General features: G+C 75.0%; 20 protein-coding genes. 8 read left to right on the top strand and 12 right to left on the bottom strand.

Translation table 11 applies throughout. The features are described 5' to 3' along the window. Positions 1–217: 217 nt before the first annotated feature. Positions 218–1,993, top strand: coding sequence for a GAF domain-containing SpoIIE family protein phosphatase (locus J2S44_RS35140; protein WP_310423097.1), 1,776 nt, complete (start codon positions 218–220; stop codon positions 1,991–1,993). A 49-nt stretch (positions 1,994–2,042) separates the two neighbouring features. On the opposite strand, the gene J2S44_RS35135 is transcribed toward J2S44_RS35140, so the two are convergent. The 7 genes from J2S44_RS35135 to J2S44_RS35105 all read right to left on the bottom strand — a co-directional run bounded on the left by J2S44_RS35135 (position 2,043) and on the right by J2S44_RS35105 (position 12,584). Continuing rightward, the gene (locus tag J2S44_RS35135) at positions 2,043–5,249 is read right to left on the bottom strand and encodes an AbfB domain-containing protein (RefSeq protein WP_310423094.1); all 3,207 of its coding nucleotides are present in this window, start codon (positions 5,247–5,249) and stop codon (positions 2,043–2,045) included. Positions 5,250–5,565: 316 nt separating this feature from the next. Continuing rightward, complete coding sequence (locus J2S44_RS35130; RefSeq protein ID WP_310423091.1) at positions 5,566–6,459, bottom strand: ADP-ribosylglycohydrolase family protein; 894 nt, start codon at positions 6,457–6,459, stop codon at positions 5,566–5,568. A 15-nt stretch (positions 6,460–6,474) separates the two neighbouring features. Continuing rightward, complete coding sequence (locus J2S44_RS35125; protein WP_310423088.1) at positions 6,475–6,606, bottom strand: hypothetical protein; 132 nt, start codon at positions 6,604–6,606, stop codon at positions 6,475–6,477. A gap of 162 nt (positions 6,607–6,768) precedes the next feature. Then, complete coding sequence (locus J2S44_RS35120) at positions 6,769–7,617, bottom strand: hypothetical protein (RefSeq protein ID WP_310423085.1); 849 nt, start codon at positions 7,615–7,617, stop codon at positions 6,769–6,771. A gap of 271 nt (positions 7,618–7,888) precedes the next feature. Continuing rightward, positions 7,889–8,722: a peptidase gene (locus J2S44_RS35115; RefSeq protein WP_310423082.1), complete on the bottom strand. Its 834-nt coding sequence runs from the start codon at positions 8,720–8,722 to the stop codon at positions 7,889–7,891. A gap of 2 nt (positions 8,723–8,724) precedes the next feature. Then, positions 8,725–9,996, bottom strand: coding sequence for a VWA domain-containing protein (locus J2S44_RS35110; protein WP_310423080.1), 1,272 nt, complete (start codon positions 9,994–9,996; stop codon positions 8,725–8,727). 152 nt (positions 9,997–10,148) lie between these two features. Beyond that, entirely contained in the window at positions 10,149–12,584 is a 2,436-nt protein-coding gene (locus J2S44_RS35105) for a tyrosinase family protein (protein WP_310423077.1), read from the bottom strand. 216 nt (positions 12,585–12,800) lie between these two features. On the opposite strand from J2S44_RS35105, the gene J2S44_RS35100 reads away from it, so the two are divergent. Further along, complete coding sequence (locus J2S44_RS35100) at positions 12,801–13,433, top strand: putative DNA-mimic protein (protein WP_310423075.1); 633 nt, start codon at positions 12,801–12,803, stop codon at positions 13,431–13,433. 81 nt (positions 13,434–13,514) lie between these two features. Here J2S44_RS35100 and J2S44_RS35095 read toward each other — a convergent pair whose 3' ends face one another. Continuing rightward, positions 13,515–14,075 (bottom strand): hypothetical protein, encoded by a 561-nt coding sequence (locus J2S44_RS35095; RefSeq protein ID WP_310423072.1) that lies wholly within the window; start codon positions 14,073–14,075, stop codon positions 13,515–13,517. 159 nt (positions 14,076–14,234) lie between these two features. Between J2S44_RS35095 and J2S44_RS35090 the strand changes: the two genes are divergently transcribed. From J2S44_RS35090 to J2S44_RS35080, 3 genes are all read left to right on the top strand, one after another. Continuing rightward, positions 14,235–14,996 (top strand): ABC transporter ATP-binding protein, encoded by a 762-nt coding sequence (locus tag J2S44_RS35090; protein ID WP_310423070.1) that lies wholly within the window; start codon positions 14,235–14,237, stop codon positions 14,994–14,996. Continuing rightward, positions 14,981–17,029 carry a hypothetical protein gene (locus J2S44_RS35085; protein WP_310423067.1) on the top strand — a complete coding sequence of 683 codons (2,049 nt, stop codon included), beginning with the start codon at positions 14,981–14,983 and terminating at the stop codon, positions 17,027–17,029. The genes J2S44_RS35090 and J2S44_RS35085 overlap by 16 nt, the downstream gene beginning before the upstream one ends. Before the next feature lie 129 nt (positions 17,030–17,158). Continuing rightward, the gene (locus J2S44_RS35080) at positions 17,159–17,947 is read left to right on the top strand and encodes a Rossmann-fold NAD(P)-binding domain-containing protein (protein ID WP_374727939.1); all 789 of its coding nucleotides are present in this window, start codon (positions 17,159–17,161) and stop codon (positions 17,945–17,947) included. Here the strand turns inward: J2S44_RS35080 and J2S44_RS35075 are convergent. From J2S44_RS35075 to J2S44_RS35060, 4 genes are all read right to left on the bottom strand, one after another. Continuing rightward, positions 17,940–18,962 carry an LLM class flavin-dependent oxidoreductase gene (locus J2S44_RS35075; RefSeq protein WP_310423061.1) on the bottom strand — a complete coding sequence of 341 codons (1,023 nt, stop codon included), beginning with the start codon at positions 18,960–18,962 and terminating at the stop codon, positions 17,940–17,942. The two genes, J2S44_RS35080 and J2S44_RS35075, sit on opposite strands and share 8 nt — an antisense overlap. Positions 18,963–19,015: 53 nt before the next feature. After that, complete coding sequence (locus J2S44_RS35070; protein ID WP_310423058.1) at positions 19,016–20,236, bottom strand: hypothetical protein; 1,221 nt, start codon at positions 20,234–20,236, stop codon at positions 19,016–19,018. A 139-nt stretch (positions 20,237–20,375) separates the two neighbouring features. Then, on the bottom strand, positions 20,376–21,392 hold the full coding sequence (locus J2S44_RS35065; protein WP_310423055.1) for an LLM class flavin-dependent oxidoreductase: 1,017 nt from the start codon (positions 21,390–21,392) through the stop codon (positions 20,376–20,378). A gap of 128 nt (positions 21,393–21,520) precedes the next feature. Next, a complete protein-coding gene (locus J2S44_RS35060) occupies positions 21,521–23,164 on the bottom strand; it encodes an alpha/beta hydrolase (RefSeq protein WP_310423052.1) in 1,644 nt (547 codons plus the stop codon). A gap of 335 nt (positions 23,165–23,499) precedes the next feature. On the opposite strand from J2S44_RS35060, the gene J2S44_RS35055 reads away from it, so the two are divergent. From J2S44_RS35055 to J2S44_RS35045, 3 genes are read left to right on the top strand one after another with little or no spacing between them, the layout of a single operon-like run. Beyond that, positions 23,500–24,534 (top strand): polysaccharide deacetylase family protein, encoded by a 1,035-nt coding sequence (locus J2S44_RS35055; protein ID WP_310423048.1) that lies wholly within the window; start codon positions 23,500–23,502, stop codon positions 24,532–24,534. A gap of 56 nt (positions 24,535–24,590) precedes the next feature. Next, complete coding sequence (locus J2S44_RS35050; RefSeq protein WP_374727938.1) at positions 24,591–25,157, top strand: TetR/AcrR family transcriptional regulator; 567 nt, start codon at positions 24,591–24,593, stop codon at positions 25,155–25,157. Between the two features lie 12 nt (positions 25,158–25,169). Continuing rightward, positions 25,170–25,913 (top strand): dienelactone hydrolase family protein, encoded by a 744-nt coding sequence (locus J2S44_RS35045; protein ID WP_310423041.1) that lies wholly within the window; start codon positions 25,170–25,172, stop codon positions 25,911–25,913. Positions 25,914–25,921: the final 8 nt, after the last annotated feature.

The following is a 25,921-nucleotide window of genomic DNA, read 5'->3' as shown; positions in this document are numbered from 1 at the left end:
ACACTCGCCCGACCGGCGGCGCTCGCCCGACCGGCGGCGCTCGGCCGGCCGAGCGCCACGGGCCGGCCGGTACCCAGCGTGATCGGATCGGGATCACCAGCGGTCGCGGACCGGGGCCGGATGTCGTCATAATGTCCGGCGTGCCGGGCTGCGACGAACGTCCCCGAGGCGGTGCCGCGAGCGTGACGAGGCGGCCCGCCCGCCGTGGGGTGCCCGCGTGACGGAACCGTTCCCGGGGCGGTCCGGGGTGCTGTCGCTCACCGCGCGGCTGGAGGCGTTGACCCGCACCGGGCTCGACGCGGTCGCCGACCCGACGTTCGACCGGTTCGCGGCGATGGTTCGCACGGTGCTGCGCGTGCCGGTCGCGCTGGTGTCGCTGGTCAGCGACGACCGGCAGTTCTTCCCCGGCGCCTGCGGACTCGGCGAGCCGTGGGCCGGGCGGCGGCAGACCCCGCTGTCCCACTCGTTCTGCCAGCACGTGGTCGCCGCGTCGGAGCCGCTCGTGGTGGTCGACGCCCGGACCGACCCGCGGGTGCGCGGCAACCTCGCGATCGAGGACCTCGGCGTGATCGGGTACGCGGGCATGCCGCTGACCGACTCGGACGGCCAGGTCCTGGGCTCGCTGTGCGCGATCGACCACGAGCCGCGGCACTGGACCGACGCCGAGCTCTCGCTGCTGGCCGACCTGGCCGCGGCCTGCTCGGACAGCCTGCGCCTGCGCATCGCCACCTACTGGGCGAACCGGTACCAGCAGCGCGCGGCCGCCGCCTTCGACCGCAACCGGCTGCTGCTGCGCGCCAGCGTGGCGCTGGCCGACGCCGACTCGCTGGCCGGCGTGGTCGACGCGGTCCACGACCTGATCGCCGACGTGCTGCACCCGGCGTACGTCGGCGTCTCCGTCACCGGGCCGGGCCCGCACCTGACGCTGGCGTCCGCCCGCCTGCTGCCGGCGCAGATCGCGGACCGGTGGGCGCGCTACCCGTCGTCCTCGTCCACCCCGACCGCGCTCGCCGTCCGCACCGGCCGGCCCGTCGTGCTGCCGGACCTGGCGGCGGTCGCGGCCGAGACACCGGACGCGCTGAGCACGTTCACCGAGATGGGCTGGCAGTCCGCGGTCAGCGTGCCGCTGCCCGGGCCGGCCGGTGCGGTCGGCGCGCTGACGTTCACCTGGGACACGCCGTACCGACCGGACGGCGCCGTCCAGGCGGTGCTGGTCGCGCTGGCCGGCTACACCGCGCAGACGCTCGCCCGGGTGAGCGTGCTCGACGACCGGCGCACGGCCGCCGCGACCATGCAGAAAGCCCTGCTCACCCCGCTGCCCGCGCACGAGCACCTGCGGATGGCGGCCCGCTACGTCCCGGCGCACCACGAGGACCACGTCGGCGGCGACTGGTACGACGCGATCACCCTCGGCGAGGACCGCCTGGCGCTGGTGATCGGCGACGTGTCCGGGCACAGCCTCGCGGCCGCCGCGGCGATGAGCCAGTACCGCAGCATCCTGCGCACGCTGCTCATCGACCGGGACGAGCCGCCGTCCGCGCTGCTGCGCCGGCTGGAGCACACCAGCCGGTCGCTCGGCCAGCCCGACCTGACCACCGTGCTGCTGGCCTACCTCGATCCGGCGCCGACCGGCGGGCACGTGCTGACCTGGGCGAACGCCGGGCATCCACCGCCGCTGGTAGTGCTGCCGGACGGCACCGTCGAGCAGCTCGACGGGCACGACCCGCTGATCGGCGCCACCCGCCGCGCGTCACGCCGCAACCGCACCCGGCACCTGCCGCCCGGCACAACCGTGGTGCTCTACACGGACGGCCTGGTCGAGACGCGTACCGCCACGCTCGACGACGGCCTCGACAACGTGCGTGACCTGCTGCGCCGGCGGCACGGTGCCGGACCGGACGAACTGGCCGACCTGCTGATCCGGAACGGTCCGGTCGTCACCGGCGAGGACGACGTCGCGCTGCTGCTCGTCGCGACGCCGCCGCACCCGTGACGCCGTCCGGCGGGCCGCCGGGGTGTGCCCCGGCGGCCCGCCGGACCGCTCAGCCGATCGGGTCGGTCAGCACCCACAGCATCGACCCGGCCGCGTTCCGGTCGAGCTGCGTGATGAACAGCCCGGAGTCGCGCGCCCGGAGGAAGTGGTCGGGGAAGTTGTGCGACCGCAGCATGACCGCGCCGCCCGCCTGCTGCATGCAGAACGTGGCATCCGCCTTGAACAGCGCGGACCCGTCGTCCCCGTCGGCACGCACCCGGTAGTCGTAGTGCCGCAGGTACCGGCCGTCCGGCGTGCGCAGCGACACGCAGCCCGCGTTGGCCAGGCCCGGCACCAGCTGGAACGCGGCCCCGGAGCTGCCCGCCGAGGCGCGCTCCACGGTCACGCTTCCGCCGCTGACCCGCACGTACCGCTCGGAGCTCGCCATCCGCAACGAGCGCAGGTCGGCGGTGGTCCCGCCGCCGGGCGGCGCGGCCGGCGACGACGGCGCCACGGACGGGACCCGCGACGGTGACGGCTTCGCCGCGGCCGACGGGCTGGGCGACGCCGACGCGGACGGCGACGGCGAGGCCGACGCGGACGGTGACGGCGACGCGGACGCCGAGGCGGACGGCTCCACCACCGGCGGCACCGCGTACTGGGCCGCGCCGGACGGCGCCGCGATCGGCGTGAGCGTGTCGTCGTCGCCACCGATCACGCTGTTGATGATCAGGCCGGCCGTGGTGCTCAGCGCGACCACGGCCGCGATGCCGGCGAGCGCCAGCGCCTTCTTCGACCGGCCGGTGTTCTCCGGCTCCTCCGCGTCGCCGAGCGGCACGATCGCACCCGCGTCGTCGTCATCGTCGCCCCCGGACGGCGGCGGGATGTGCCGCGACGCGGTCTGCGGCGGCACGAACTGGTCGCCCGGCAGGATCACGCCGGCCAGCACGCCGGTGTCGCCGGCGTCCCGGTCGTCGGCCGGCACCCGCGGGATGACCGCGGTCACGTCCGCGTCCCCGCCGCGCTGCCGCGGGATCGCCACGGTACCCGCGGTGATCGCGGCCGCTCCCCCGGCGGCCGGCCGGCCCGGCGGCACCTCACGTGGGTGCGAGCCCTTGGCCGCCGCGGCCGACGCGCCACCGGACACGGCCGGCAGCATCGCGGTCGGCGCGTCCGTGGCCGGGATCCGGGTCGGCGCACCCGTCCACGACGGCGCCTCCGCGGCCGCCTCCGGCTCGGCGGGCGTGGCCGGGCCCGGGATCCGGGTCGGCGTCCCCCGCCACGTGGGCGGCTCCTCCGGCGCGCGCTTCCCAGCGATCATCGGCAGCGCGGCCGTGCCGTCGGCCTTGCCGGCCACCACCCCACCGGACCCCGCCACGGTACGGCCACCGGCCGTCCCACCGGCGGCACCCGACGAGCCGGCGTGCCGCGCACCCGCCTGACCGGCCGCACCCGAGGTGTGCCGCGGGAGCACCTCACCAGCGGCATCCGCCGTCCCGGTGTGCCCGGCACCGGCCTCAGCAGCCGCACCTCCGGCGGCTCGCCGCGGGGTCGCCTCCCCGGACACACCACCGGCCGCACTCCCCGCGGCTCGCCGCGAGGTCGCCTCCCCCGACACACCACCGGCCGCATTGCCCGCAGCTCGCCGCGAGGTCACCTCCCCGGACACACCACCGGCGCCCGCTGCCGCGGTGTGCCGCGCACCGGCCTGACCGGGCGTGCCGACGGCGGCACCCGCCGTCCCGGCGCGCCGCGAGGCCGCCTCACCGGCCGCACCTGACGCCGCGGTGTGCCGCGGGGACGTCTGCCCCGCCGTGCCGTCGGCAGCGGCGGCAGCACTCGTCGCGGCGACAGCGCCGGCCGTGTTCGACGGGGTCGTCCGCCGGGAGCCGGTCTGTCCCGGCGCTCCCGGCGCTCCGGACGCGTGCCGCGAGGCGGGCGTCGTCGGCGAGTCGGCGTGCCGGGCGTCACCCGAGGCGGTGCCGTTCCCGGCCGCACGACGCGAGGCGGCGTCACCGGCGGCGGCCTCGCTCGCGGCGCCGGCCTCCCCGGCGGCACCGCTGCCCGCGCCACCGCGCGCCTCGGGCGAAGCCACGTGCCGCGACGCGCCACCGGCCGTGCCGGAGGTCGTCGCCTCCGCCCGGTCGGCGGACGACCCCGCGCGGCCGGCGGAAGAGGAGCCCGCGCGACCGGTGTCCGTGAGCGAGGTGGTGCCGGCGCCGATCGCGCCGGCGGCCGTGGCGGCCGCGATCGCCGTGATGTCGACGGTCGATTCCGTGGAGAGTTCACCCGATCGGGTGGTCGCGGCGGCGGGTGTCGCGGCCACGCCACCGGCCGCGGCGGCTGCGGCGGCCGCCGTGCCCGGTGCGCCGGCCCAGCCGGCCGAGAAGGCGCCGGGGCGGCCCGGTGCCGGGCCGGCCGGGCCGGTGGCGGACGAGCGGACCGGCGTGACCGGTGGCGTACCGCCGAGCATGGGGTTGGTCCGCGCCGCGTCCGGCGGGACGAGGCCGTCCGTGGCGAGCGCGCCGACCAGCGCGGCCGGGACCGGGACCAGCGGGTGTTCGCCGAGCAGCCGGACCAGCTCGGGCAGGCCGGCGATCGCGGCGCCGCAGACCGGGCAGTCGCCGACGTGCAGGCCGAGGCCGCGGCGCCAGGCGGGGGCGGGCAGGTGGTCCCAGCCGTCGGTGAGCACGGCGAGTTCGGGGCAGCCGGGGTGGGCGCGCAGCGCGCCGACCAGTGCACGGGCCTGTTCCCACTGCTCGCGCAGCACGGTGACCCGGCCGGTGACGTCGTCCGGCGGCATGCGCAGCGCGTCCGCGACCTCGGCGCGGGTGAGCAGGCCGGCGGCCTCCAGCCACCACAGCGCCAGCACCACGGAGTGCTCGCCGTCGATCCAGCGGGTGGCCTCGTCCAGCTCGCGGCGCCGGCCGGTGAGGTCGTGCTGGACGATGGCGAGGCTGACGAAGTCGGCGGACGGGTCCGCGGGCCCGCCGTCGAGTGCGGTGGAGACACCGGTCCCGGCGGCCTGGATGCCCGCGATCTCACGGACCGCGCAGGCGAGCAGCCAGCCGCGGAAGCGGTCCGGGTCGCGCAGCTGCGCCAGCTCACGGGCGGCACGCGCGAACGTGCGGCGGACCGCGTGCGCGATGTCGGCGTGAACGTGCAGCGCACGGCCCGCGACGTGGTAGACCAGGGGCAGATGGAGCGCGTTCAGCTCCGCAAGCGCTCGACGGTCGCCCACCCGGGCCGCAACAACGAGGTCGGTACCCTCGGTCACTTTGGCTTCCCACCGCTCTTTTAAGAATTGCTTAATTCGGCACAGCGCCCCAGACCGTACCGAACGAATCTTCTTCGGAAAAGACCGGGGAAGCAGTTCGGTCATCGATTTCCGGGGCGGCGGGGGCCACTGCGGACGGTCGATTCCGCCCGAGCGTGCGCGTGACCAGCGCCGGAGCCGACCGACTGTGATCTTCCTGGTCGCGCGCGGTGTGCCGGAAATTTCGCCCTATGGCCGCATCATCCGTCGTTCGCGCTGGTCACGAGCGGTGACCGGCGCCGGCCCGTCAACGACCCGAAATAACGGAGGGTACGCGTCAGGAAACGGTTAGCGCATAGGACGGCAACGGCTCGCGGCGTGCCAGCCACTCAGCGGGAATTCCGTCACGCCCCGTATATGCCGCCACAATCCCGCCCACGATGGCGGCGGTCGTGTCGACGTCCCCGCCGGCCGCCACGCACGCCATGATCGCGGCCGGGAAGTCGTCGAGGTACGTGGCGGCGGTCCACAGCGCGAACGGCACCGTGTCCGGCGCGAGCACCTGTGATCCGTTGCCCAGCTCGTACGCCGCCTCGGCCGCACTCACGCCGAGTAGCCGCCGGGCGCGCGCGACGCCCGCGGCCACCCGGCTCTCCACCAGAAAACCGTGCACCACGTCGAGCAGGTCCGCGGGCGCGGGCCGGTCACGCACGGTTCGCGCCCAGCCGGCCTCGGCCGCCGTGACCGCCACGGCCACCGCGCCGAGGATCGCCTCCGGGTGCGCGTGCGTGACCTCGGCCGACCGCAGCGCCTCGCGCGCCGCGGTCCGCGAGTCCCCGGCGTGGAACGCGCCGAGCGGCGCCACCCGCATCGCCGCGCCGTTGCCCATCGACCCCTGCCCGCCGAACGCGGCCGGTGCCAGCTCCCGCCAGGACCCGCCCTCGCGCAGCCGCCGCAGCAGCACGACCGCGCCCCCGCCGTACCCCCGGTAGGGCTCGAAGTGCTCGCCGAACAGCGCCGCCAGCTCGTCCTGGTCGATCGGCCGGTCCGGCCGCAGTGCGGCCGTGACCGAGCAGGCCATCTCGGTGTCGTCGGTCCACGGCCACGGCCCGTCGGGAAGCTTTTCCGGGCTGGTGCCCGGAACGAAGAACTGCGCGCCCAGCGCGTCACCCACCGACAGCCCGTCCAGGCTGTCCCCGCAAATATCGATCATCGGCATGCTGACCGACATGCTAGCCGAGGATCCTCACCGGAGGTCGTCCGCGAACGGTCGCTGCGCGCGGGTGACCCAGGTGAACGCGCAGGTGACACGGGTGGAGCAGAAGACCGAACCGGCGTCGCCGAGCACGAGGCCCGCGCCGTCGTGCGTGAGCGACACAGCGGCGGACCATGATCGAACTGTCCCACGGGCCCGGGCCGCCAAGCCTCGGGTGCAGCCGCACCGTGCGCCGGGCCGGCGCGGCGAACCCGGGGAACTCCGCCTCGACGTCCAGCGGGATCGACGACGTGGTCAGCGTCCTGGCGGCACGGTGCCGTCCGGCTACGACACGTCCGGCCGGCGCGGCGCCAGCGGCGAGAACGCGCGCTTCGGCGCGCGCGGTGAGTAGCGGCGGACCGGCGGCGGGCCGGGCGGGGCGGGGCGGCTGACGCGCGACCGGCGCAGGGCACGCCAGGAGCGGGCCGCGAGCGCGGCGAGCCGCACGGAGACGGAGACGACCGACACGGGGGTACGCCGCGGCGCTCTCCCGCACGCGCAGGCCGCACCAGCCGCCGCCTCCGTTGCCGCGGCGGTCTCCGGCAAGGCCGCGGACGACCGCGTGGACGCGGACGACGGCGTGGACGCGGACGACGGCGTGGACGCGGACGACGGCGTGGACGCGGACGACGGCGTGGACGCGGGCGTGGAGGCCGGCGCGGGCGCGGTTTCCGGCTCCGGGCTCGCCGGGGCCGGCCGGGCCGGCGGCACGAACGGGCGCCGGGTGCCCGTTCCGGCCGTGCGGGACATCCACTCGGCGCGTGGCGTGCGGCGCGAGCCAGGCGTCCGGCCCCGGCCGGCGGTCCCGGCACGCGGACTCCGGCCCTGACCGGGAACGCCGGAGGCGCCGGCGTGCGACCCCCGGCCGAGACCGGAGATACCGGAGGAACCGGTGTGCGCCGTCCGGCCCGGACCGGAGGATCCGGCGCGGGACCGCCGGTCGCGGGAGGCGCGCGGGCCGGTGGTGCGGCGGTGCAGGAGATACATCATGCCCGCGCCCGCGGCGACGCCGGTGAGCAGCGCGAGGAACAGCATCGTGGTCGGGCCGAAGACGATCTGGCCGAGGACCGCGCCGGCGGCCCAGCGGGCCGTCCACGCCCCGGCCGACGACCAGGTGAGCGCGTCGATCTTCATCAGAGCCTCCCGCGACAGCCCGCACCGCCGGGGCGCATTCCCGGTAGTCGATGTGGTCAAACACGCGGAGTCGGGCCGTCACCACTCAGGGTCGCTCATCGCGGGCGGAAACCCGTACCCCCCGATGGTGTTTTTCGCTCTGGACGACGGACGGCCGGGCCCGGTGAGGAAGGTACCGGGCCCGGCCGTTCACTCCCCCTGCGGCAGGGAGACCGGCGCGGGCGTGGGGGCTGGCCGCGTACGCGCCGGTCTGCGGGGGATCAGGAGGGCATCAGGCGCGCACGCGCGGGCGGCGGGTCAGCGCGAAGCCGACCACGCCCGCGATCGCGGCCAGCACGCCGCCGCCGGCGGTCCAGAACCAGCGCGCGGAGAACTTCGGCAGGTCGGGCAGCCAGTCCCAGCTCCAGGCCGCGTCGTCGTCCTCGGCGGACGCCAGGGGAGCACCCGAGGCGGACGGCTGGGCGTTGACCGTCCCGGCCCGGGTCACCGGGTCGAGCGGCGCGGCCAGCTTGCCGTCGTCCGCGGACGTGCCCGCGTCGGTCGCGCCGACCAGCAGCGCCACCTTCGCGGACTGGCCGAGGTCCTTCTCCGGCAGGTTCGTAATGGACAGCCGGACGTAGTACGTGCCGGGCAGCGGGTCGCCGGACCACGGCTCGGCCCACGAACGCACCCGGCGCAGCGAGCAGCGCAGCTCGACCTCGGCGTCGGTGGTCTTCGCGACCGGGCTCTGCACGCCGTCCACGCACGCCTGGCGGCGGCGCAGCCCGTCGAAGACCTCGATCGTCCAGGCCTGGTCGCCGGTCCGGTCCGCGGCCGGCGGCAGCGTGACCGTGGCCTCGATGTCGTGCACCTGGCCGGCCCGGGCGGCGAACGCCCAGTAGAGGTACTCGCCGGTGGCCGCGTCGACCTCGACCGGCTGCCCGGCCTCGATCTCGGCCGCGGTCAGGAAGCTCGTGCCGGCCTTGGTGACCGTCTGCGCGCCCGGCGACGGTGTGACGCCGCCGTCCGGCGTGGGCGTGGCCGGTGCGGCCTGCGCGGGCACGGCCGCGCCGAGCAGCAGGCCGCCGACGATCACGGCGCCGCTGAGGTAAGGGGACAGACGCATGATCAGTTCCTCCACGTGGCGACCCACCAGCGGGTCAGCCAGCCGGCGAGCAGGCCGGCGACGAGGCCGGAGACGGTGAGCACGAGCAGCAGCAGGAAGCCGCGGCCGAGGCCGGGCGCGTCCGGCGCGGGCGAGGCGTCGACCACGTCGATGCTCAGCTCGATCGGCATGCCGGGCGTGTTCGCGGCGTTCGCGGCACCGGCGCCGGCGCCGGGCGCGAACGAGTTGCTGACCACGAGGCAGACGACGCGCTCCCCCTCGGCGGTGTCCTCGTAGGCCCCCGAGTAACGCAGACCGGTGGAGAGCACGTCCGTGCGCCCGCTGCCCGCGTCCGTGCCGCGGACCAGCTCACGGCCGTCCGTGGCGGTCGCCCGCAGCAGGACGCCGTAGTCGCGCTGCAGCGGCCGGTCCAGCGCCAGGCTGACGGACGCGCGCAGCTCCTGGTCCTCCGCGACGACGACGCGGTAGAACCGGTGCTCCTCGAACTTCTCCCGGTCGGTGTAGATGCCGGCGGTCAGCGTCGGCGCGCCCTCGCAGGCGTCCGTGCCGGCGACCGCGACCGGCGGTGCCGCGGCCGGCACGTCGGTGGCGCGCTCGACCAGCTGCGTGATCCGGTCGGTCAGTTCGTTCGGCGTGGTCGCGGCCGTGTACGTGCCGCCGGTCGCGGTCGCGATGCAGACCAGCTGCTGCCGGACCTTCTCGTCCGGCGCCAGGCCGAGCGTGTCCACCACCAGGTTGGTGCCCTGCGCGGCCAGCTCGCGCGCGACCTCGCACGGGTCCGGCGGCGCGCAGGTGTCCTCGCCGTCGGTGATCAGGATGATGTGCCGGGTGGAGCCACCGGTGCCGAGGTCCTCGGCCGCGCCGCGCAGCGCCAGGCCGACCGGGGTGAAGCCGGTGGGCTGCAGCGAGGCGATCGCGTTCTTCGCGGCGACGCGGTTGATCGGGCCGACCTCGACCAGCTGCTGGCTGTCCTTGCAGCCCTCCGCCTTGTCGTCGCCGCCATAGGTGGCGCCGAGCACGCGGATGCCCAGCTGGGTGGTCTCCGGCACCGCGTCGACGACCGTGTTGAACGCGTCCTTGGCGACGGACATGCGGGTGCGGCCGTCGATGTCGGCGGCCTCCATGGACCCGCTGACGTCGAGGACCAGTTCGACCTTGGCCGGTTCGGCGGGTGGTGCGGTCTCGGTCTCGTCGGCGAGCGCGGCGGACGGTGCGACCGCGACGATGCCGAGCAGGCCGAGAACGGCCACTATGGACGCTCTTCTGTGGATCACCGGCGCGATGGTAGTGATCACGCTTCGGACAGGAGCGGCCACCCACCTCACATTCACGACCGTCTAGCGGGTACGTGAGAATCGTTCCTGGTCAGCGCCGCCCACCCGATTCGGTCGCGGTGCGTGACGCCATCCGCACAGCAGCGCGTCGATCACGGTGCGTAGAAGATGCTCACCCGCCCGACGCGCACGGGCGGGACCGCCGCGTCCGCCGTCCGTGCCTCGGGTGACGCGAGCGTGAGCGGCCGGAACGACACCGTCACACCGGTCCCCCGGCTCGCCGCCCAGTCCGTGATGTCGAACGTGCGCCGGAACCCGTGCGGCGCGTCCCCGCGCGGCCCGTCGTGCCCGATGCCGAAGAACGACACGTTGCCCACGTAGTGCGGTACCGCGCGGGCGTCGCCGAGCGGGCGGACGAACACCTCGTACACCAGCTCCGGGTTGGTCTCCGCCACGATGTCCTCGAGGTTGAGGAAGGCCCGCGGCGCGGCGGCCGACTCGAGGGCGGCGGCGGCACGCGCGTCGACCGGCACGTCCACGGCCGCGGCCCGGCCGGCCAGCTCGACCGGGCGGTCGGAGGCGCCGACCAGCTCCGGCTCGGGCACCGCCGCGTCGGAGACCAGCGCCGCGGCGGTCATCGCCTCGACCGCGGCCGGCGCGAGGCCGATCCCGTCCTGGTAGACGTAACCGAGGTCGCGGTCCGTGTCCAGCAGCGCCGCCGTGGTGGTGGTGACCCGGTTGCCGGACGCGTCCCGGAACGCCCACGACTGGTTGCGCCACGCCGCGTCCGGTGGGTTCGCCCGGCCACCGCCCTGGCGCAGCCACACCGTCCACAGCCGGTCCACGTTCGCGTGGTGCAGCCAGAAGATCGGGTCGAGCGCGGCCTGGTTCGGGTCGCCCATCAACCCGCCGATCAGCGAGTGGACGTCGTTGTGCGGCGTGAACTCCAGCTCCCCGTACGCGTTGAAGAAGTGTTCCGGGCCGCTGCGCCCACCGCCGAAGCCCGGCGTGAACGCGGTGGCGCGCATCGCGTTCGCACTCCCGGTCGCGGACGCGGGCAGCCGCCCGCCCGCGTTGATCCCGGCCGCGCGCTGCGACACGAACAGCGGGTTCGGCGTGCCGTCCGGCAGCGTCCGCTCCCGGAACGCGGGAGGCAGCGCGGCCCGGGCCGGCGTCGAGTAGTCCCAGTACGGCAGCGCCCAGTCGGCCGGCCCGCCCTGCCGGACCACCTCCGCGCGCACGATCCGCTCGAACCAGGCGAGGTAGCCGCGGTGCCAGGGCAGGAAGTGCCAGCTGCCGTGCTGGCACAGGTTCCAGTCCGCGCCGGACGGCGTGGACCCGTTCCGCCCGTGCACCGCCGCCTGGTACGCCCAGCTCGTCGGGTCGGAGATCGGCCGGGACTGCATCGCCCGTACCGCTCGCGCGTAGAACAGCAGCGTCGGGTCCCAGACCGGCAGGTCCCACGCGTCCCGGCGGACCCGGACGGTGCGGAACGTGCCGTCCCCCGCGTTCGGCGCGGTCCACACGCCGTCCTCGCCGAACCCGATCAGGTCCGCGCGCCCGTCCCCGGTCAGGTCCACGGCGAAGCGCGGATGCCGGTCGACGCGCCAGTCCCCGGCCCGCTGGCCGAAACCGGTCAGCGCCGGGGCCGGTGTGGCGAACGTACCGTCGCCGTTGCTCCGGGCGATCCGCACGCCCGTCTCGCCGAAGCCGACGATGTCCGCGCGCCCGTCCCCGGTCACGTCCGCGAGCAGGCGCGGGTGCCGGTCGAGCAGCCACCCGCCGGCGCCGATCGCGAAGTCGTCCAGCACCCGGCGGGCCGGCCCGAACCCGCCCGCGCCGTCGTTGAGCGCGACCCAGACGCCGTCCTCACCGAAACCCACGATGTCCGGCCGGCCGTCGCCGGTCACGTCCGCCAGGACCCGTTCGTGCCGGGTGGTGCGCCAGCCGCCCGCGTCGAAGCCGAACGCGGCCAGCACCAGCTTCGGCGGCGCGAAGGTGCCGTCCCCGTTGCCCTGCGCCACCACCACGCCCTCGTCGCCGAACGCCACGATGTCGGCGCGCCCGTCGCCGGTCAGGTCGATCACGAACCGGGGGTGCCGCTCGACCAGCCAGCCGCCCGCCTCGGTCGCGAGGTCCGCCAGCACCAGGCGCGGCGCGGTGAACGTGCCGTCGCCGTTGCCGAGCGCGGTGACCACGCCGTCGTCGCCGAACCCGGCCAGGTCGGCACGGCCGTCACCGGTCAGGTCGACGGCGAACCGCGGGTTGCGCTCCACCCGCCAGCCACCGGCCGTGTAGCCCAGGTCCGGCACGACCAGCCGGGCCGCGGCGAACGTACCGTCGCCGTTGTTCCGGGCGACCGTCACGCCGTCCTCGCCGAACCCGACGATGTCCGGCCGGCCGTCGCCGGTCAGGTCCGCGAACAGCCGCGGATGCCGGTCCACCCGCCAGCCGGCCGCGTGACCGAACGCGGCCAGCGCCAGCCGGGGAGCCGCGAACCCACCGCCGCCGGCGGCCGGTGCGGTGTGCACGCCGGCCTCGCCGAACCCGGCGATGTCCGCACGCCCGTCCCCGGTCAGGTCGAGCACGAATCGAGGATGCCGGTCGGTCCGCCAACCGCCCCCCGCGTGGAATCCCGTCATCACGCGCCGCATCACAGGCCCCCTCCGCACCGTGAGAGTCCCAGCTTCGTCCCGCCGGACCGTCCGACGCGGCCGGTTGTCGCGCTTCGGACAGCGCCGTCACCCTGCGTACGCGCGGACCCGGCGAGCGGCGGTGATCGACACGGGCGGTAACGTGCCGGCGTGGGTGTAGCGATCTCGGTGGGTGTGCTGTCCGGTGTGACCGACGCGGCGGAGCGTGCGGCGCTCAGCGGCGGGCTGGAGGCGCTGCGCGTCGCGCTTGCCGCCGAGGGGATCACCTGGTCGGAACCGGAGACACCGCCGGTCCCCCGCGACTCGCACGCGCTCGGCAGTCTCTCCTACTCGATGCTCGCCTACCTGCGGCGGGTCCTCGCGCTGATCGAGGCGGGCCGGGAGGTCACGCCCGCGCGCGGGCCGGCCGAGCTGGACCGCGATCGCCAGGTCGTCGACGACGAGACGATGATGTTCTCCTCGCACCTGCTCTGCCACTCCGACTCGGCCGGCTACTACGTGCCGGTCGACTTCCCGGACCCGCTGTTCCTGAACGACCACCCCGGCGTTGCCGGCGGTGGCATGGTCGGCTCCAGCCAGGGCCTGCGCGCGGAACTGCGCCGCTGCGCGCCCGCGCTCGGCATCACGCTGGCCGCGGACGGCTCGCTGCCGGCGGACGAGGCACACCGGATCGGTCACGTCGACGACGACGCCGACTACGCCATCGAGATCACCGTGTGGTTCACGCTCTGGGACGCCTGCCGCGCCAGCGTCGAGGGCGGCCACGCCATCGTGTTCCACTAATCCCTTTCGGACATAGCGGAGGCGTACGGCCGGGGACGCGCTCCCGACCGTACTCCTCCTGACGTGTCCGGCGAGGTCCGCCTAGACCGACAGACCGACCGCGTTGGCCCCGCCGCGCCCGATCGCGAGCCACTGACCCGCCTTCACGCACTTCACCGACGCCCACGCGGCCGTCGACGACCGGCTGTTGCCGCAGAGGCCGCTGCCGCTCGTCTTGACCTGCAGCGTGTCCAGCCGGACGCCGCTGCTCGCCGAGCCGGCGACCAGCACGGTCCGGTCACTGACGCAGGTCTGCACCGGCGCCGACTGGATCGTGATCTTCACGCAGAGCGTCCCGACGCCGTTCGCCGTGATCGCCACCGCCTTCGCCTTCTTGACGGTGCCGGCCGCGCCCGCGGTCACCCGCGCGCCCTTCTTGCCGCACCGCCAACCCTGCCACCCGGTCTTGTCGACCTGGATGTTCACGCAGATGCTCTTGCCACTGCTGAGATCGCGCAGGCTGGCACCGCTCGGTTCGGGTGCGCGCACCCCGCCCAGCGACACCTGCGACCCCTTGGCCGTCGCGACGCCCGGCGCCGCACCGACTACCAGCCCGGAGAGGGACAGCGCGAGCGCCGCCCACGCCACGTAGTTACGCTTCATGGCCGACATTATGCAGATATTTCCCGGCAATTCGGGCAGCGCTCTAGCGCGCCGCGCCGTTCCGAAGATCAGAACCATCCGACGGTACGAGACCGGGGCCCCCTTTCGGGCGACGAAGATCCATACTGGAGCGCCATTCCCGGCCCGGAGGTACCCTTCGTGACGCCCGTTCCCGCACTACGCCTCACCGGCCTGGCCAAGTCGTTCGGCGACAAGGTCGCGGTCGACCGGATCGACCTCGACGTGCCGGCCGGCTCGTTCTTCGGCCTGGTCGGGCCGAACGGCGCCGGCAAGACCACGTCACTGTCCATGGCCGTCGGTCTGCTCCGGCCGGACGCGGGCCGCGCCGAGATCTTCGGCACCGACGTGTGGGCCGACCCGGCCCGCGCCAAGGCGCTGATCGGCGTGCTCCCCGACGGCCTCGCCATGCCCGAGCGGCTCACCGGACGGGAGCTGCTCACCTACCTCGGCCTGCTGCGCGGCATGGATCCGGCCGCGGTCACCGCCCGCGCGGACGAGCTGCTGGCCGTGCTGGAACTCGACGGCGCCGACCGTACGCTGGTCCTCGAGTACTCCACCGGCATGCGCAAGAAGATCGGCCTCGCCACCGCGCTGCTGCACGCGCCGCGCCTGCTGGTGCTGGACGAGCCGCTGGAGGCGGTCGACCCGGTCTCCGCCGCCACGATCAAGGTGATCCTGCAGCGGTTCGTCGCCGGCGGCGGGTCCGTCGTCTTCTCCAGCCACGTCATGCCGGTCGTCGAACAGCTCTGCGACCGGGTCGCCGTCGTCACCGGCGGCCGGGTCGTCGCGGCCGGCCCGATCGACGAGGTGCGCGGCGGCCGGTCCCTCGAGGACCGCTTCGTCGAGCTGGTCGCGGGCCGCACCGCGGACGCCGGGGAGCTCGCATGGCTGGCGTCGTGAACGGCCCGGCAACCCCACGGGGCGGCCTCGGCGCGCCGGTCCACGACCCCGGCCGGCCGGGCACACCGGACCACGACGCGGCCGGCCGGGCGGGCGGCACCGCCGGCATGCCGGGCCGGGGTGTGGCCGGTGCGCTGAGCCGCAGCTCCGCGGGCGTGATCGTCCGGATGAAGTTCGCGGTGCTGCGGCACTCGATGACCGGGCAGCGCGCCGCGGACATGGTTCTCGGCGGCACCGCCGGGCTGGCGCTCGCGGCCGGCACGATCTGGTTGGCCGGCCGCGCCTGGCCGGTCGCGTCGCTGCCGCTGGACCTGGCCGGCGCCGCGTTCGCACTCTGGATGATCGGCTGGCTCTTCGGCCCGGTGGTCTTCGGCGGCGGTGACGAGACGCTGCGCCCGGAGCACCTGTCGCTGCTCCCGCTGCGCCCGGCCACGCTCGCCACCGGCCTGGTCGCGGCCGCGTTCGCCGGCGTGGCGCCGCTGGTCAGCCTGATCGCGTTCACCGCGCTGATCGTGGCCGCCGCGCCGCTCGGCCCGGCCGCGATCGCGGTCTCGGCCGTCGCCACCGTGCTCCAGCTGGCGTTCGTGGTGATCGCGTCCCGGTGCGTCACCGGCGCGCTCGGCCAGCTGATGCGTTCCAAGCTCGGTGCCGTGCTCGCGGCCACGATCAGCGGTGGCGTCCTCGCGCTCACCCACACCGGCTGGGTTCTCCAGCCGCTCATCGTGTCCGCGCTGACCGGCGGCTTTCCGGCCTGGTTCGCGAGCTGGACGCGCGCGCTGCCGTCCGGCTGGGGCGTGGTCGCGGTCGAGGCCGCCGCGCGCGGCGACTGGTTGCTCGCCGCCGGCGCGCTCGCCGGGCTGGCCGCGCTGACCGGGCTGGCGCTGCTCGGCTGGACCGCGCTGCTGGTCCGTCGCCTGAGCCGGCGATCGGCCCGTCCGCCGGTCTCGTCCGGCGGCACCCGCCCGGCCCGCGCGGGGGCGGTCCGGGCCGTGGCCGGACGCGATCTGCGCACCGCCGTACGCGACCTGATGCGCTTCCACTACCTGGTGTTCGCGCTGGTCTACGCGCTGGTCTTCTGCCTGCTCCCGCTCGTCGCGCACGTGCCGATCCTCGTACCGTTCACCGGCGTCGCGTTCGGCGTCTGGGTCGCCGCCGTCTCCGCGAACCTGTACGGCGAGGACGGCACCGCGCTGTGGCAGACGATCCTGATCCCCGGCGCGGCCCGGCATGACGTCCGTGGCCGTCAGCTCGCCTGGCTGATCGTCGCCGCACCGCCGACCGTGCTGCTCAGCGTGGTGGCCACGCTGCTCAGCGGTCAGACCTGGGCCTGGCCGTGGCTGGCCGCGCTCGTCCCGGCACTGCTCGGCGGCGGTGCCGGCGTGGTCGTGCTGGTCTCGGTGCTGCGCCCGGTGCCGATGACCGACCCGCACAGACGCTCCGGCAACCTCGTCCAGAACGGCACCGACTTCACCCAGGTCCTGTTGACGCTGGTGCTGGTCGCGCTGACGGCCGCGCCCGCGTTCCTGACCGTCCGCCACGGTCCCGCGTGGGCCGGCCTCCCGGTCGGCCTGCTCTCCGGCGCCGGCCTGGCCTGGTTCCTCGGTCGCCTCGCCGCCGGGCACCTGACCACGCACGCGCCGGACCTGCTCGCCACGATGCGATCCGCGGACACCCGCCCGGCATCCGGATCGCTCGGCGGCGACCTCGACCTGGCCGCGCTGCGCAACACCGACATCGGCGCCGGCCGCCTCGGCATCGCGCACGCCTCCCCGGCCCGGATCGCCGCCGTCTACGCCCTCTGCACGCTGTGCTGGATCCCGCTGGTCGCCCAGGGCCTCGTGCCCGCGGTCCTCCGGCCCGCCGATCCCGGCTGGTTCCTCTCCCGCCACGTCCCGGCCGCGCTGGAACGGCCGGTGACCATCGCCATGATCCTGCTCGGGCTGACCATGCTCGCCGCCGGCTGGCAACAGCTTCGCGCCGCCCGCGCGGAGAACGACCGGGCGCTCCGCACCGCGTCCGACGCCGCGGGGTAGGAGGACCGCACGCCATGGTGACGCCCGTGAGCGGCACCATGGCGTGCACCGCGCCCGTGACGCACGGCCGGTCCTAGGAGGCCGGCTTCATTGGCCGGGCTTGACCTCAACCGGCGTTGAGCTTCGAGGATGGTCCACATGAGCGAGAGCGCGCTGGTCATCGGCGCCACCGGGAACATCGGGCGGCATGTGGTCGCGGGACTGCGGGAGCGCGGGGCACCGGTCCGGGCGGTGAGCCGGCGGGACGGGTTCGACCTCGCCTCGCCGCCGGACCTGGCGGACGCGGCCGAGAGCGCCGGCTCGGTGTTCCTGATCTGGCCGTTCATGACGGCGGAGCATGCCGGGGCGGTGGCGGACCGGCTCGCCGGGAAGCGGGTCGTCTACGTGTCCGCGATGAGCGCGGAGACCGGGTTCTGGGGTGAGGTGGAGACCGCGATCCGCGGCGTGACGGACCGGTGGACGTTCCTGCGGCCCAGCGGGTTCGCCACCAACACGCTCGGCTGGGCGGATCAGATCAAGGACACCGGCACGGTACGGGTGCCGTACCCGGCCGCCCGGCGATCGCTGATCCACGAGCGGGACATCGCGGACGTGGCCGTGGCGGCGCTGCTCGACGACGCGCACGCCGGCCGTACCCATGTGCTCACCGGCCCGGAGGCGATCTCACAGACCGAGCAGGTGCGGCTGATCGGGGCGGCGACCGGCCGGGACCTGCGGGTGGCGGAGCAGCCGCGGGCGGAGGCGCGCGAGGGCATGCTCACCTGGGCGACGCCGGAGTGGGCGGAGACCGCGCTGGACTACTGGGCGTCGCTGGCGCACACGCCGGAGCCGGTCACCCGTACCGTGGAGGAATTGACCGGACGCCCGGCGCGCACGTTCGCGGCGTGGGCGCGCGACCACGCGGCCGACTTCAGCTAGCCGGGCGCCAGCCGAGCGCCGGGCCGAGACGGGTCGCGATGTCCGTGAGGATCTGGACGTAGTCGTCGTGCGCGAAGGAGAACGGCAGCGCGAACGCGACCTCGTCGATCTCCCGGAACGCGGCGTGCGCGTGGAGCATGTCCCGGATCTCCTCGGACGTGCCGACCAGGTCCGGCGCGAACATCATCCGCCGCGGGCCCTGCGGCTCGCGCGTGCGGGGCAGGCGCTTCTCCGCGTACGCCCGGTACGTGGCGATCTGCTCCGGCGACGCGCTGTCGGTGGGGATGACGACCAGGCCCTGCGAGACGCGCGCGGCGGCGCCGGCCGGGTGCGCGGCCCGGAACGCGCGCACCTGCTCCAGCTGGACCGTCGCGAAGTCCGTCGACTCACCCTCGGCGAAGACCACGCTGCTGGTCAGGAAGTTCATGCCGTGCTCGCCGGCCCAGGTCGCGGAGCGGAGGCTGCCGCCGCCGTACCAGAGGCGGTCGATCAGGCCGGGCGAGTGCGGCTGCACCCGGTTCGAGTACGCCTCGAAGCCCTCGGTCACGGCGCCGTCCGTCAGCGCGTCGCCGCGCACGGCCGCGAGCAGCCGCTCGGCCCGGCCGTACGAGAGGTCCTCGGTGTCCGCGGTGTCCGGGTAGAGCGCGTCCCGGACCACGTCCCAGCGCATCGGCGGGCCGGCGCTGAGCCCGGGGTTGAGCCGGCCGCCGGAGAGCACGTCGACGGTGGCCCAGTCCTCGGCGAGCCGGACCGGGTTCTCCCAGCCGAGCGGCGTGACCGCGGTGCCCAGCTCGATCCGCCGGGTGCGCTGGGTGGCCGCCGCCATCACCGCCACCGGCGAGGAGATGCCGAACTGGAAGTGGCGGTGGCGCAGCCAGGCGCTGTCGAACCCGAGGCGCTCCCCCAGCTCGATGATCCGCAGGGTGGACTCGTGGCCGGCCGCGGGATCGTCCTCGTCGAACAGCCCGATGGTGAGGAATCCCAGCTTCCGGAGCGGCTTGTCAGGCGTCGGCACGATCCCATTCTGCACGCGCGGGCGCCCCGTCGCCCGGGCGACGGGGCGTCGTCTCACGGCAACTGCACCATGATCGTGCTCATCTCGTTCCACGACCGGTCGTACGCGGTGACGAGCGCCGAACCGGGCAGGCTGTTCGCCCCCAGGGTCAGGCTGTTGGCGGTCGTCTTCAGGATCCGCGCGGTACCGCCCGATGACGAGTAGAGGTAGAGGTGGTACGCCACCACGCCCACGTTGTCGGTGGCCGGTGCCCAGCTGATCGTCCAGCCGCCGCCGGGCGCGGGCGTGGCGGTCGGCAGGCCCGGTGCGCCCGGTCGCTCCGTGTCACCCGGCACCCGTGGGAACGCCGGTGGCTGCGGCACGGTGGCCCAGTGCGACAGCGCCGACTCGTTGCCGGCCGCGTCCCGCGCCATGACGTGGAAGTTCATCCACGGCGCGATCGGGTCCAGCGGGAGCCGGACCGTACCGGCCGCGGGAAGCGTCGCGATCACCCCGCTGGACTCCGTCGTGTACGTGCGATACACCACGTAGTCCGTGACACCGGTGTCGTCGATCGTCGGGTGGACCCGGATCGTCGCGTAGCCGGGCTCGACGCGAACCACGTCCGCACCCGGCGGCCGGAGCGGATAGCGGATGTCCGGCTGCGCCGCGGCGTACGACTCGACGCGCACGTTGTCGAAGTCGACCGGGCCGCCGTAGCTGACCAGCGCCGCCGGGCCGCCGCCCAACCGGACGTCGCGGGCGAACAGGGCACCACCGGTGCCGGCCGTGTACCCGACCAGCGTGCTGCCCCTGACCGCGAGGATCAGCCGCGCCGACCGCCAGCCCGGTGGGGTGACCAGTGCCGGAAGGGTGTCGAGCGTCTGCACCGTGCCCCGGGCGGAGACGTACTGGAGCGCCGGCACCATGTCGTTGCGGATGACCATCCGGTAGTGGCTACCGTCCGGGCGCACCCGCACCGCCACCCCGGCACCCGTCTGCCCCGGCGTCGGCCGGACGTCGACGGTCACGGCGTAGTCGGCCCAGCCCGGCCCGGCCGTCCGCAGCAGGCCGGGGCCGGTGGTGCGCGCGACCGTCGCGTTCCACTCCTCGTCCAGTGCCGCGTCCCAGGAACCGGACACCGGCTCCCAGCCCGCCAGGGTGCCGTCGTCGAACGAGTCGGCCAGCAGCACCGGCGCCGGATCGCCGAACTCCGCGGCCGACGCCCGGCCGGGCAGCATCACCGCCGTCAGCAGCCCGGCCGTCATCATCACCAGCAGTTTCCGTACACGCATCGAAGACCTCCACGGTTGTCGAGAGGTCGCCGATGCTATCGACGCGCGATACCCCCGACCGTCGGTTTAGGACGGTCCGACCCGTAGGTCTCAGTGCGTTGATGGCTAGCGATCCGGCGAGGGCGACACTCCACCCGTTCTACGCGCCCGCCGGTTTCCAGCCGATGGCCGGGGCGACGTGGGCCGCGATCGTGCCCAGAATCCGCGCGTTGTACTCGACGCCCAGCTGGTTCGGCACCGTGAACAGCACGTAATCGGCCTCGCGTACCGCCTCGTCCGCGGCCAGCTCCGCCGCGATCCGGTCCGGCTCGCCGACGTAGGTGCGCCCGAACCGCGACCGCACCCCCTCCAGCAGCCCGACCTGGTCGTCGTGGCCCTGCGCGCCGAAGTACAGCTCGTCGATCGCCTCGGTGATCGGCAGCACGCTGCGGGACACGGACACCCGCGGCGCCCGCTCGTGCCCGTGCTCCGCCCAGGCCGCCCTGAACAGCCGAATCTGCTCGGCCTGCAACTGGTCGAACGGCACGCCGGTGTCCTCGGTCAGCAACGTCGAACTCTGCAGGTGCACGCCGAGCCTCGCGGCCCACTGGCCGGTCGCGCGGCTGCCCGCACCCCACCAGACGCGGTCGCGCAGACCCGGCGACTGCGGCTGGATCGCCAGGTGACCGCTCACGCCACCGGTCCGGCCCGGGTCGGTGCGGGCGACCGGCGCACCGTCGATCGCGGCCAGGAACACCTCGGCCTTCGACCGGGCCATCTCCGCGGCGTCGTCCGCCACGTACCCGAACGTCTCCGCGCCGCGCAGCGCGGTCTCCGGGGACCCCCGGCTGATCCCGAGCTGCAGCCGCCCGCCGCTGATCAGGTCCGCGGCCGCGGCCTCCTCCGCCATGTACAGCGGGTTCTCGTAGCGCATGTCGATCACGCCGGTGCCGATCTCGATCCGGCGGGTGCGCGCACCGATCGCGGCGAGCAGCGGGAACGGCGACGCGAGCTGCCGCTCGAAGTGGTGCACGCGCACGAACGCGCCGTCCACCCCGAGCTCCTCCGCGGCCTCGGCCAGCTCGATCGTCTGCACCAGCGAGTCCGCGGCGCTGCGGGTCTGCGAGCCCGGCACGTCCCGCCAGTGCCCGAACGACAGGAATCCGATCTTCTTCACGCCTGCCATCAACGCCCGGCGCACCGCACGGGTTCCCGGCTGCGACACATCCCTCAGTCGCCGGCGGCGTTCCGGCGTCGCACATGACCCCGCAGTGCCGGCCCCTGCCGCTCGCCCGGGGCGGGCCGTCAGCCGAAGGTCACCGGCAGCGCGATCGCGACCGGCCAGGCGATCATCACGGCACCGGCCGCGATCGGGGACCACCAGGCGGCGCCGCCGCGCCGGGCGACGGCCGCGAGCAGCGCGTACAGCGCGAAGAGCACCGCGATGAGGGGCGCGACGAGGGTCAGGAAACCCGGCGCGAAACCGGCGACGGCCGCGGCGGCGAGCGGGACGGCGGTCCCGGCCAGCACGGCGAGATCCCACCCCGGCCCGGCCAGCGCCCGCGCGCCGGCCAGCAGCGCGGCCGTCGCCGATGCCAGCGCCGCCACCAGCAACCAGCGCTGTCCGTGCGGCACCATCAGGGTCAGACCCAGCTGCACCGGTACGACCACCGCCACGCCCCCGGCCAGCATCGACACCGCGGCCGTCCAGCCCGGCACCGGCGGTCTCCGCCAGCCGGTCAGCACACCGGCCGCGACCGCGAGCCCGCCGCCGACGGCCGCGAAGTAGCCGATCAGGTATCCGGTCACCGGCGACGGCGCCGCCACGGTCCCGACGCCGCCACCGAGGAGGCCGAGCACGCTCGCCGCCCCGACGGCGGCCCACGTCACCGGCCGCCGCAACGTGCCCGGCCGGATCGGTCCGGGTGGCGTCCGGGTCCCGCCGTGATGTCCCGGCTCGGGGCCGGCCGGCCCGGCACCGACCGGCGAAGCACCGGGCCCGAGGCCGTCCGGGTTGGGCGCCGGGCCGTCCGAGCCCGATACGGCGCCGCCGGAACCGGACGCGGTGCCGCCCGGACCCGATGCAACGCCGCCCGAACCCGACGCGATGCCGCCCGGTGAGGTGGGGCGCGGGGCGGAGCCGCGAGCCAGCGCGGCCGCCAGGAGCAGCAGCGCGCCGAGCAGCGTGAACGTGCCGGCGGTTACGCGGCGGAGCGGGACGATACCGGAGCCGGCCGCGGTGTTGCCGACCGCCGCGTCCAGCCAGGCGGCGGCCTCGCGGTGCGTGCGGGGCGCGAAGAGCACGCTGATGTGCTCGACAAACGGCACGCTGACCAGGCGCCGATCGCCGGTGGACCGATCGCCGGCCGCCTGCTCACCGGCCGCCTGCTCACCGGCGGCCCGGAAGCCGGCCGGCTCCAGTGCGCCGACGATCAGCAGCAGCCGCCGCGGACCGGGCCCCGTGCCGGAGCCGGGCAGTGAGATCGCCACCGTGGCCGCGATCCGCGGGTCGGCCGCGCCGGACCGGACCACCGCGCCCGCACCCATCGAGTGGCCGAGCAGCGTGACCCGGTCCGGGTCGACGTCCGGCAGGCCGCGCGCGTGCGCGACCACGGACGCGATCTCCGGGTCGATCACCGACGGCACGTCGAGCCGGCGGGTGTTCGCGCCGTGCCCGGCCAGATCGGGGAGCAGCACCACGTAGCCGCGGCGGGCCAGCGTGTCCGCGAACGGCCGCATCAGCCGCCCGGAGCCGGCGTACCCGTGCACCACCACGACCGCGGGCCGCGCGCCGGAAACCCCGGCCGCCCGGACGATCTCCACCGGCACACCGTCGGCCCGGGCCGGCTCGCTGCGCAGGCCACGGTCCGCGAGCACGAGACAGGTCAGCCCGGCGGCCACCGCCAGGATCCCCGCGACGAAGGCGGACCACCACGGTCGAATCGACATCGATGCACCGTACCGGTCGACAGCCGGCCGCGATCACCAGCGGCACGGCCGACCCGCCCCCAGCGGCGCGGCCGACCCGGTCACCAGCGGCGTGGCCGGCCGGATCGCCCAGCGGCGTGGCGCGGCGGGATCGCCGGTGACCCGGCCGGGCGGTCGCGAACCCGTGCGTGGCGGCGACCGCGGCGGACGGTTCCCAGAGTCGCGGACTTCCGGCTTGCTTCCGGAAGACCGGGCACCGCCGACGGGCGCATTTATTGACGTTCATCTCTTGATGGCGCCGCCGGTTCCATAGATACTCCGAAATGTTTCAGTCGTTCTCCGGAAGGAACCCACCGATGCCCCGGAATCGCATCACCGCGCTCGCCACGGCCGCGCTGGCCGTGGCGAGCGCGGCCGTCGCCGTCGTCGCGACCGGCCCCGCCACCGCCGCCGTCACCGGCCCGGCCGCCGCGGCCGCCGCCTGCGAGAACGGCTACGTCGCGCTCACCTACGACGACGGCCCGAACCCGTCCACCACGCAGGCGCTGCTCACCGCGCTGCGCAACGCGAACGCGCGTGCCACGTTCTTCAACACCGGCCAGCGCGTCCAGCAGAATCCGGCGCTGGCCCGGGCGCAGGTCACGGCCGGCCACTGGGTCGCGAACCACAGCTGGAGCCACCCGCACATGACCCAGCTGTCCGCCGCGCAGATGAACCAGGAGCTGTCCCAGACCCAGTCCGCGATCGCGCAGGCCACCGGCGTGACACCCCGGCTGTTCCGGCCGCCCTACGGCGAGACGAACGCGACGCTGCAGTCCGTCGAGGCGCAGCTCGGCCTCCGCGAGATCATCTGGACCGTCGACTCCCAGGACTGGAACAACGCGTCCACCGCCCAGATCGTCGCGGCCGCGAACTCGCTGCAGTCCGGCGGCATCATCCTGATGCACGACGCCTACCAGACCACGATCAACGCGGTGCCGCAGATCGTCGCCAACCTCGCGGCCCGCGGCCTCTGCCCCGGCATGATCTCCCCGACGACCGGCCGCGCCGTCGCCCCGGACGGCAACGGCGGCACCGATCCCGGCCCGTCGGCCTGCACCGCCACCTACGCCGAGACGCAGCGCTGGGGCGACCGCTTCAACGGCCAGGTCACCATCCGCGCCGGCAGCACCGCCATCACCGGCTGGACCTCCACCGTCACCCTGGCCGCGTCCCAGCGGGTCACCACCACCTGGAACGGCACCCCCACCTGGGACGCCTCCGGCACCGTGCTGACCATGCGCCCCAACGGCAACGGCTCCCTCGCCCCCGGCGCCAGCACCACGTTCGGCTTCACCGTCATGGCCAACGGCACCTGGACCGCGCCCTCCGTCACGTGCCGCACCCCCTGAAGTGACGTAGCCGATCGGCTAGCCATGAAGCTAGCCGATCGGCTACCTTCATGGGCGTGAGACGGACACCGGGGGAAGCCCGGCGACGGTTGCTCGATGCCGCCCTCGGGCTCTACGCCCGGCATGGTGTCGGGGGGACGTCGCTGCAGATGATCGCGGATGAGCTGGGGGTGACCAAGGCCGCGGTCTACCACCAGTTCGCGACCAAGGAGGAGATCGCGGTCGCGGTGCTGCAGCCCGCGGTCGACGCGCTCGCCGCGGTGGCGGACGTGGCCGAGGCACAGCCGACCCGGGCCGGGCGGCGGGAGACCGCGGTCACCGGCGTGGTCGGGCTGATCGTCGCGAACCGGGAGCGGGCCTCGGTGCTCTCCGGCGACCCGGCGATGGCCGCGCTGATCCGCGCGCACCCGGACCTCGCGGTCCAGGCCCGCCGGCTCAAGGCCGCGATCTTCGGCGCGGCCGTCGACGCACCGGAGGCGCGCGTCGCCGCGACGGTGCTGGCCGGCGGCATGGCCACAGCCGGGCGGGACCCGAGCCTCGCCGACCTCACCGACGACAACCTCCGGGTCCATCTGCTCACGCTCGCCCGCCGCCTGCTGCGCATGCGGGTGCCGCACCACTGAGGGAGAAGCACCATGTGTTACGGCGACGACGCCCAGGCCCCGGCCCCGCCGGAGCGCGCCCCGCTCGGCTCGCACGGCGAGGTGGTCCTCACCTCGGCCGACGGCACCCGGTTCGGTGCCTACCACGCCGATCCGGAGACCGCGTCCGACCAGGCGATCGTGATCCTGCCGGACGCGCGCGGGCTGCACACGTTCTACCACGACCTGGCGAAACGCTGGGCGGAGGCGGGCCGGCACGCGATCGCGATCGACTACTTCGGGCGTACCGCGGGGATCGGGCCGCGCGGTGAGGACTTCCCGTACCGGGAGCACATGCGGGGCATGGATCTCGGGAAGATCGCCGAGGACGCGTCCGCGGCCGTCGCCTGGCTGCGTGAGCGGACGGGCGCGCGCAGCGTGTTCGTGGTCGGCTTCTGCATCGGCGGCGCGATGTCGTGGCGGCAGGCCGCGGCCGGCGACGACCTGGCCGGCGTGATCGGTTTCTACGGCATCCCGTCCCCCGCGCTCGACGCCGCACCGGCCATCGCCTCACCGGTGCTGGTGATGGCCGCGGGCAAGGATTTCACGCCGGTCGAGGACACCCGGAACTTCGCCGACACGGTACGCCGGGAGGCCGGCGTCGACGTCACGTTCGAACTCTTCCCGGACGCGCCGCACAGCTTCTTCGACCAGGCGTTCGGCCAGTACCGGGCGGACGTGGACCGGGCCTGGCGGGTGCAGCTCGACTTCCTCGACCGGCACTCCGTACCCGCCTGATCTATGGT

The organism is Catenuloplanes niger, from assembly GCF_031458255.1.
GTDB lineage: Bacteria > Actinomycetota > Actinomycetes > Mycobacteriales > Micromonosporaceae > Catenuloplanes > Catenuloplanes niger.
This window is presented reverse-complemented; position numbering and strand designations above follow the sequence as displayed.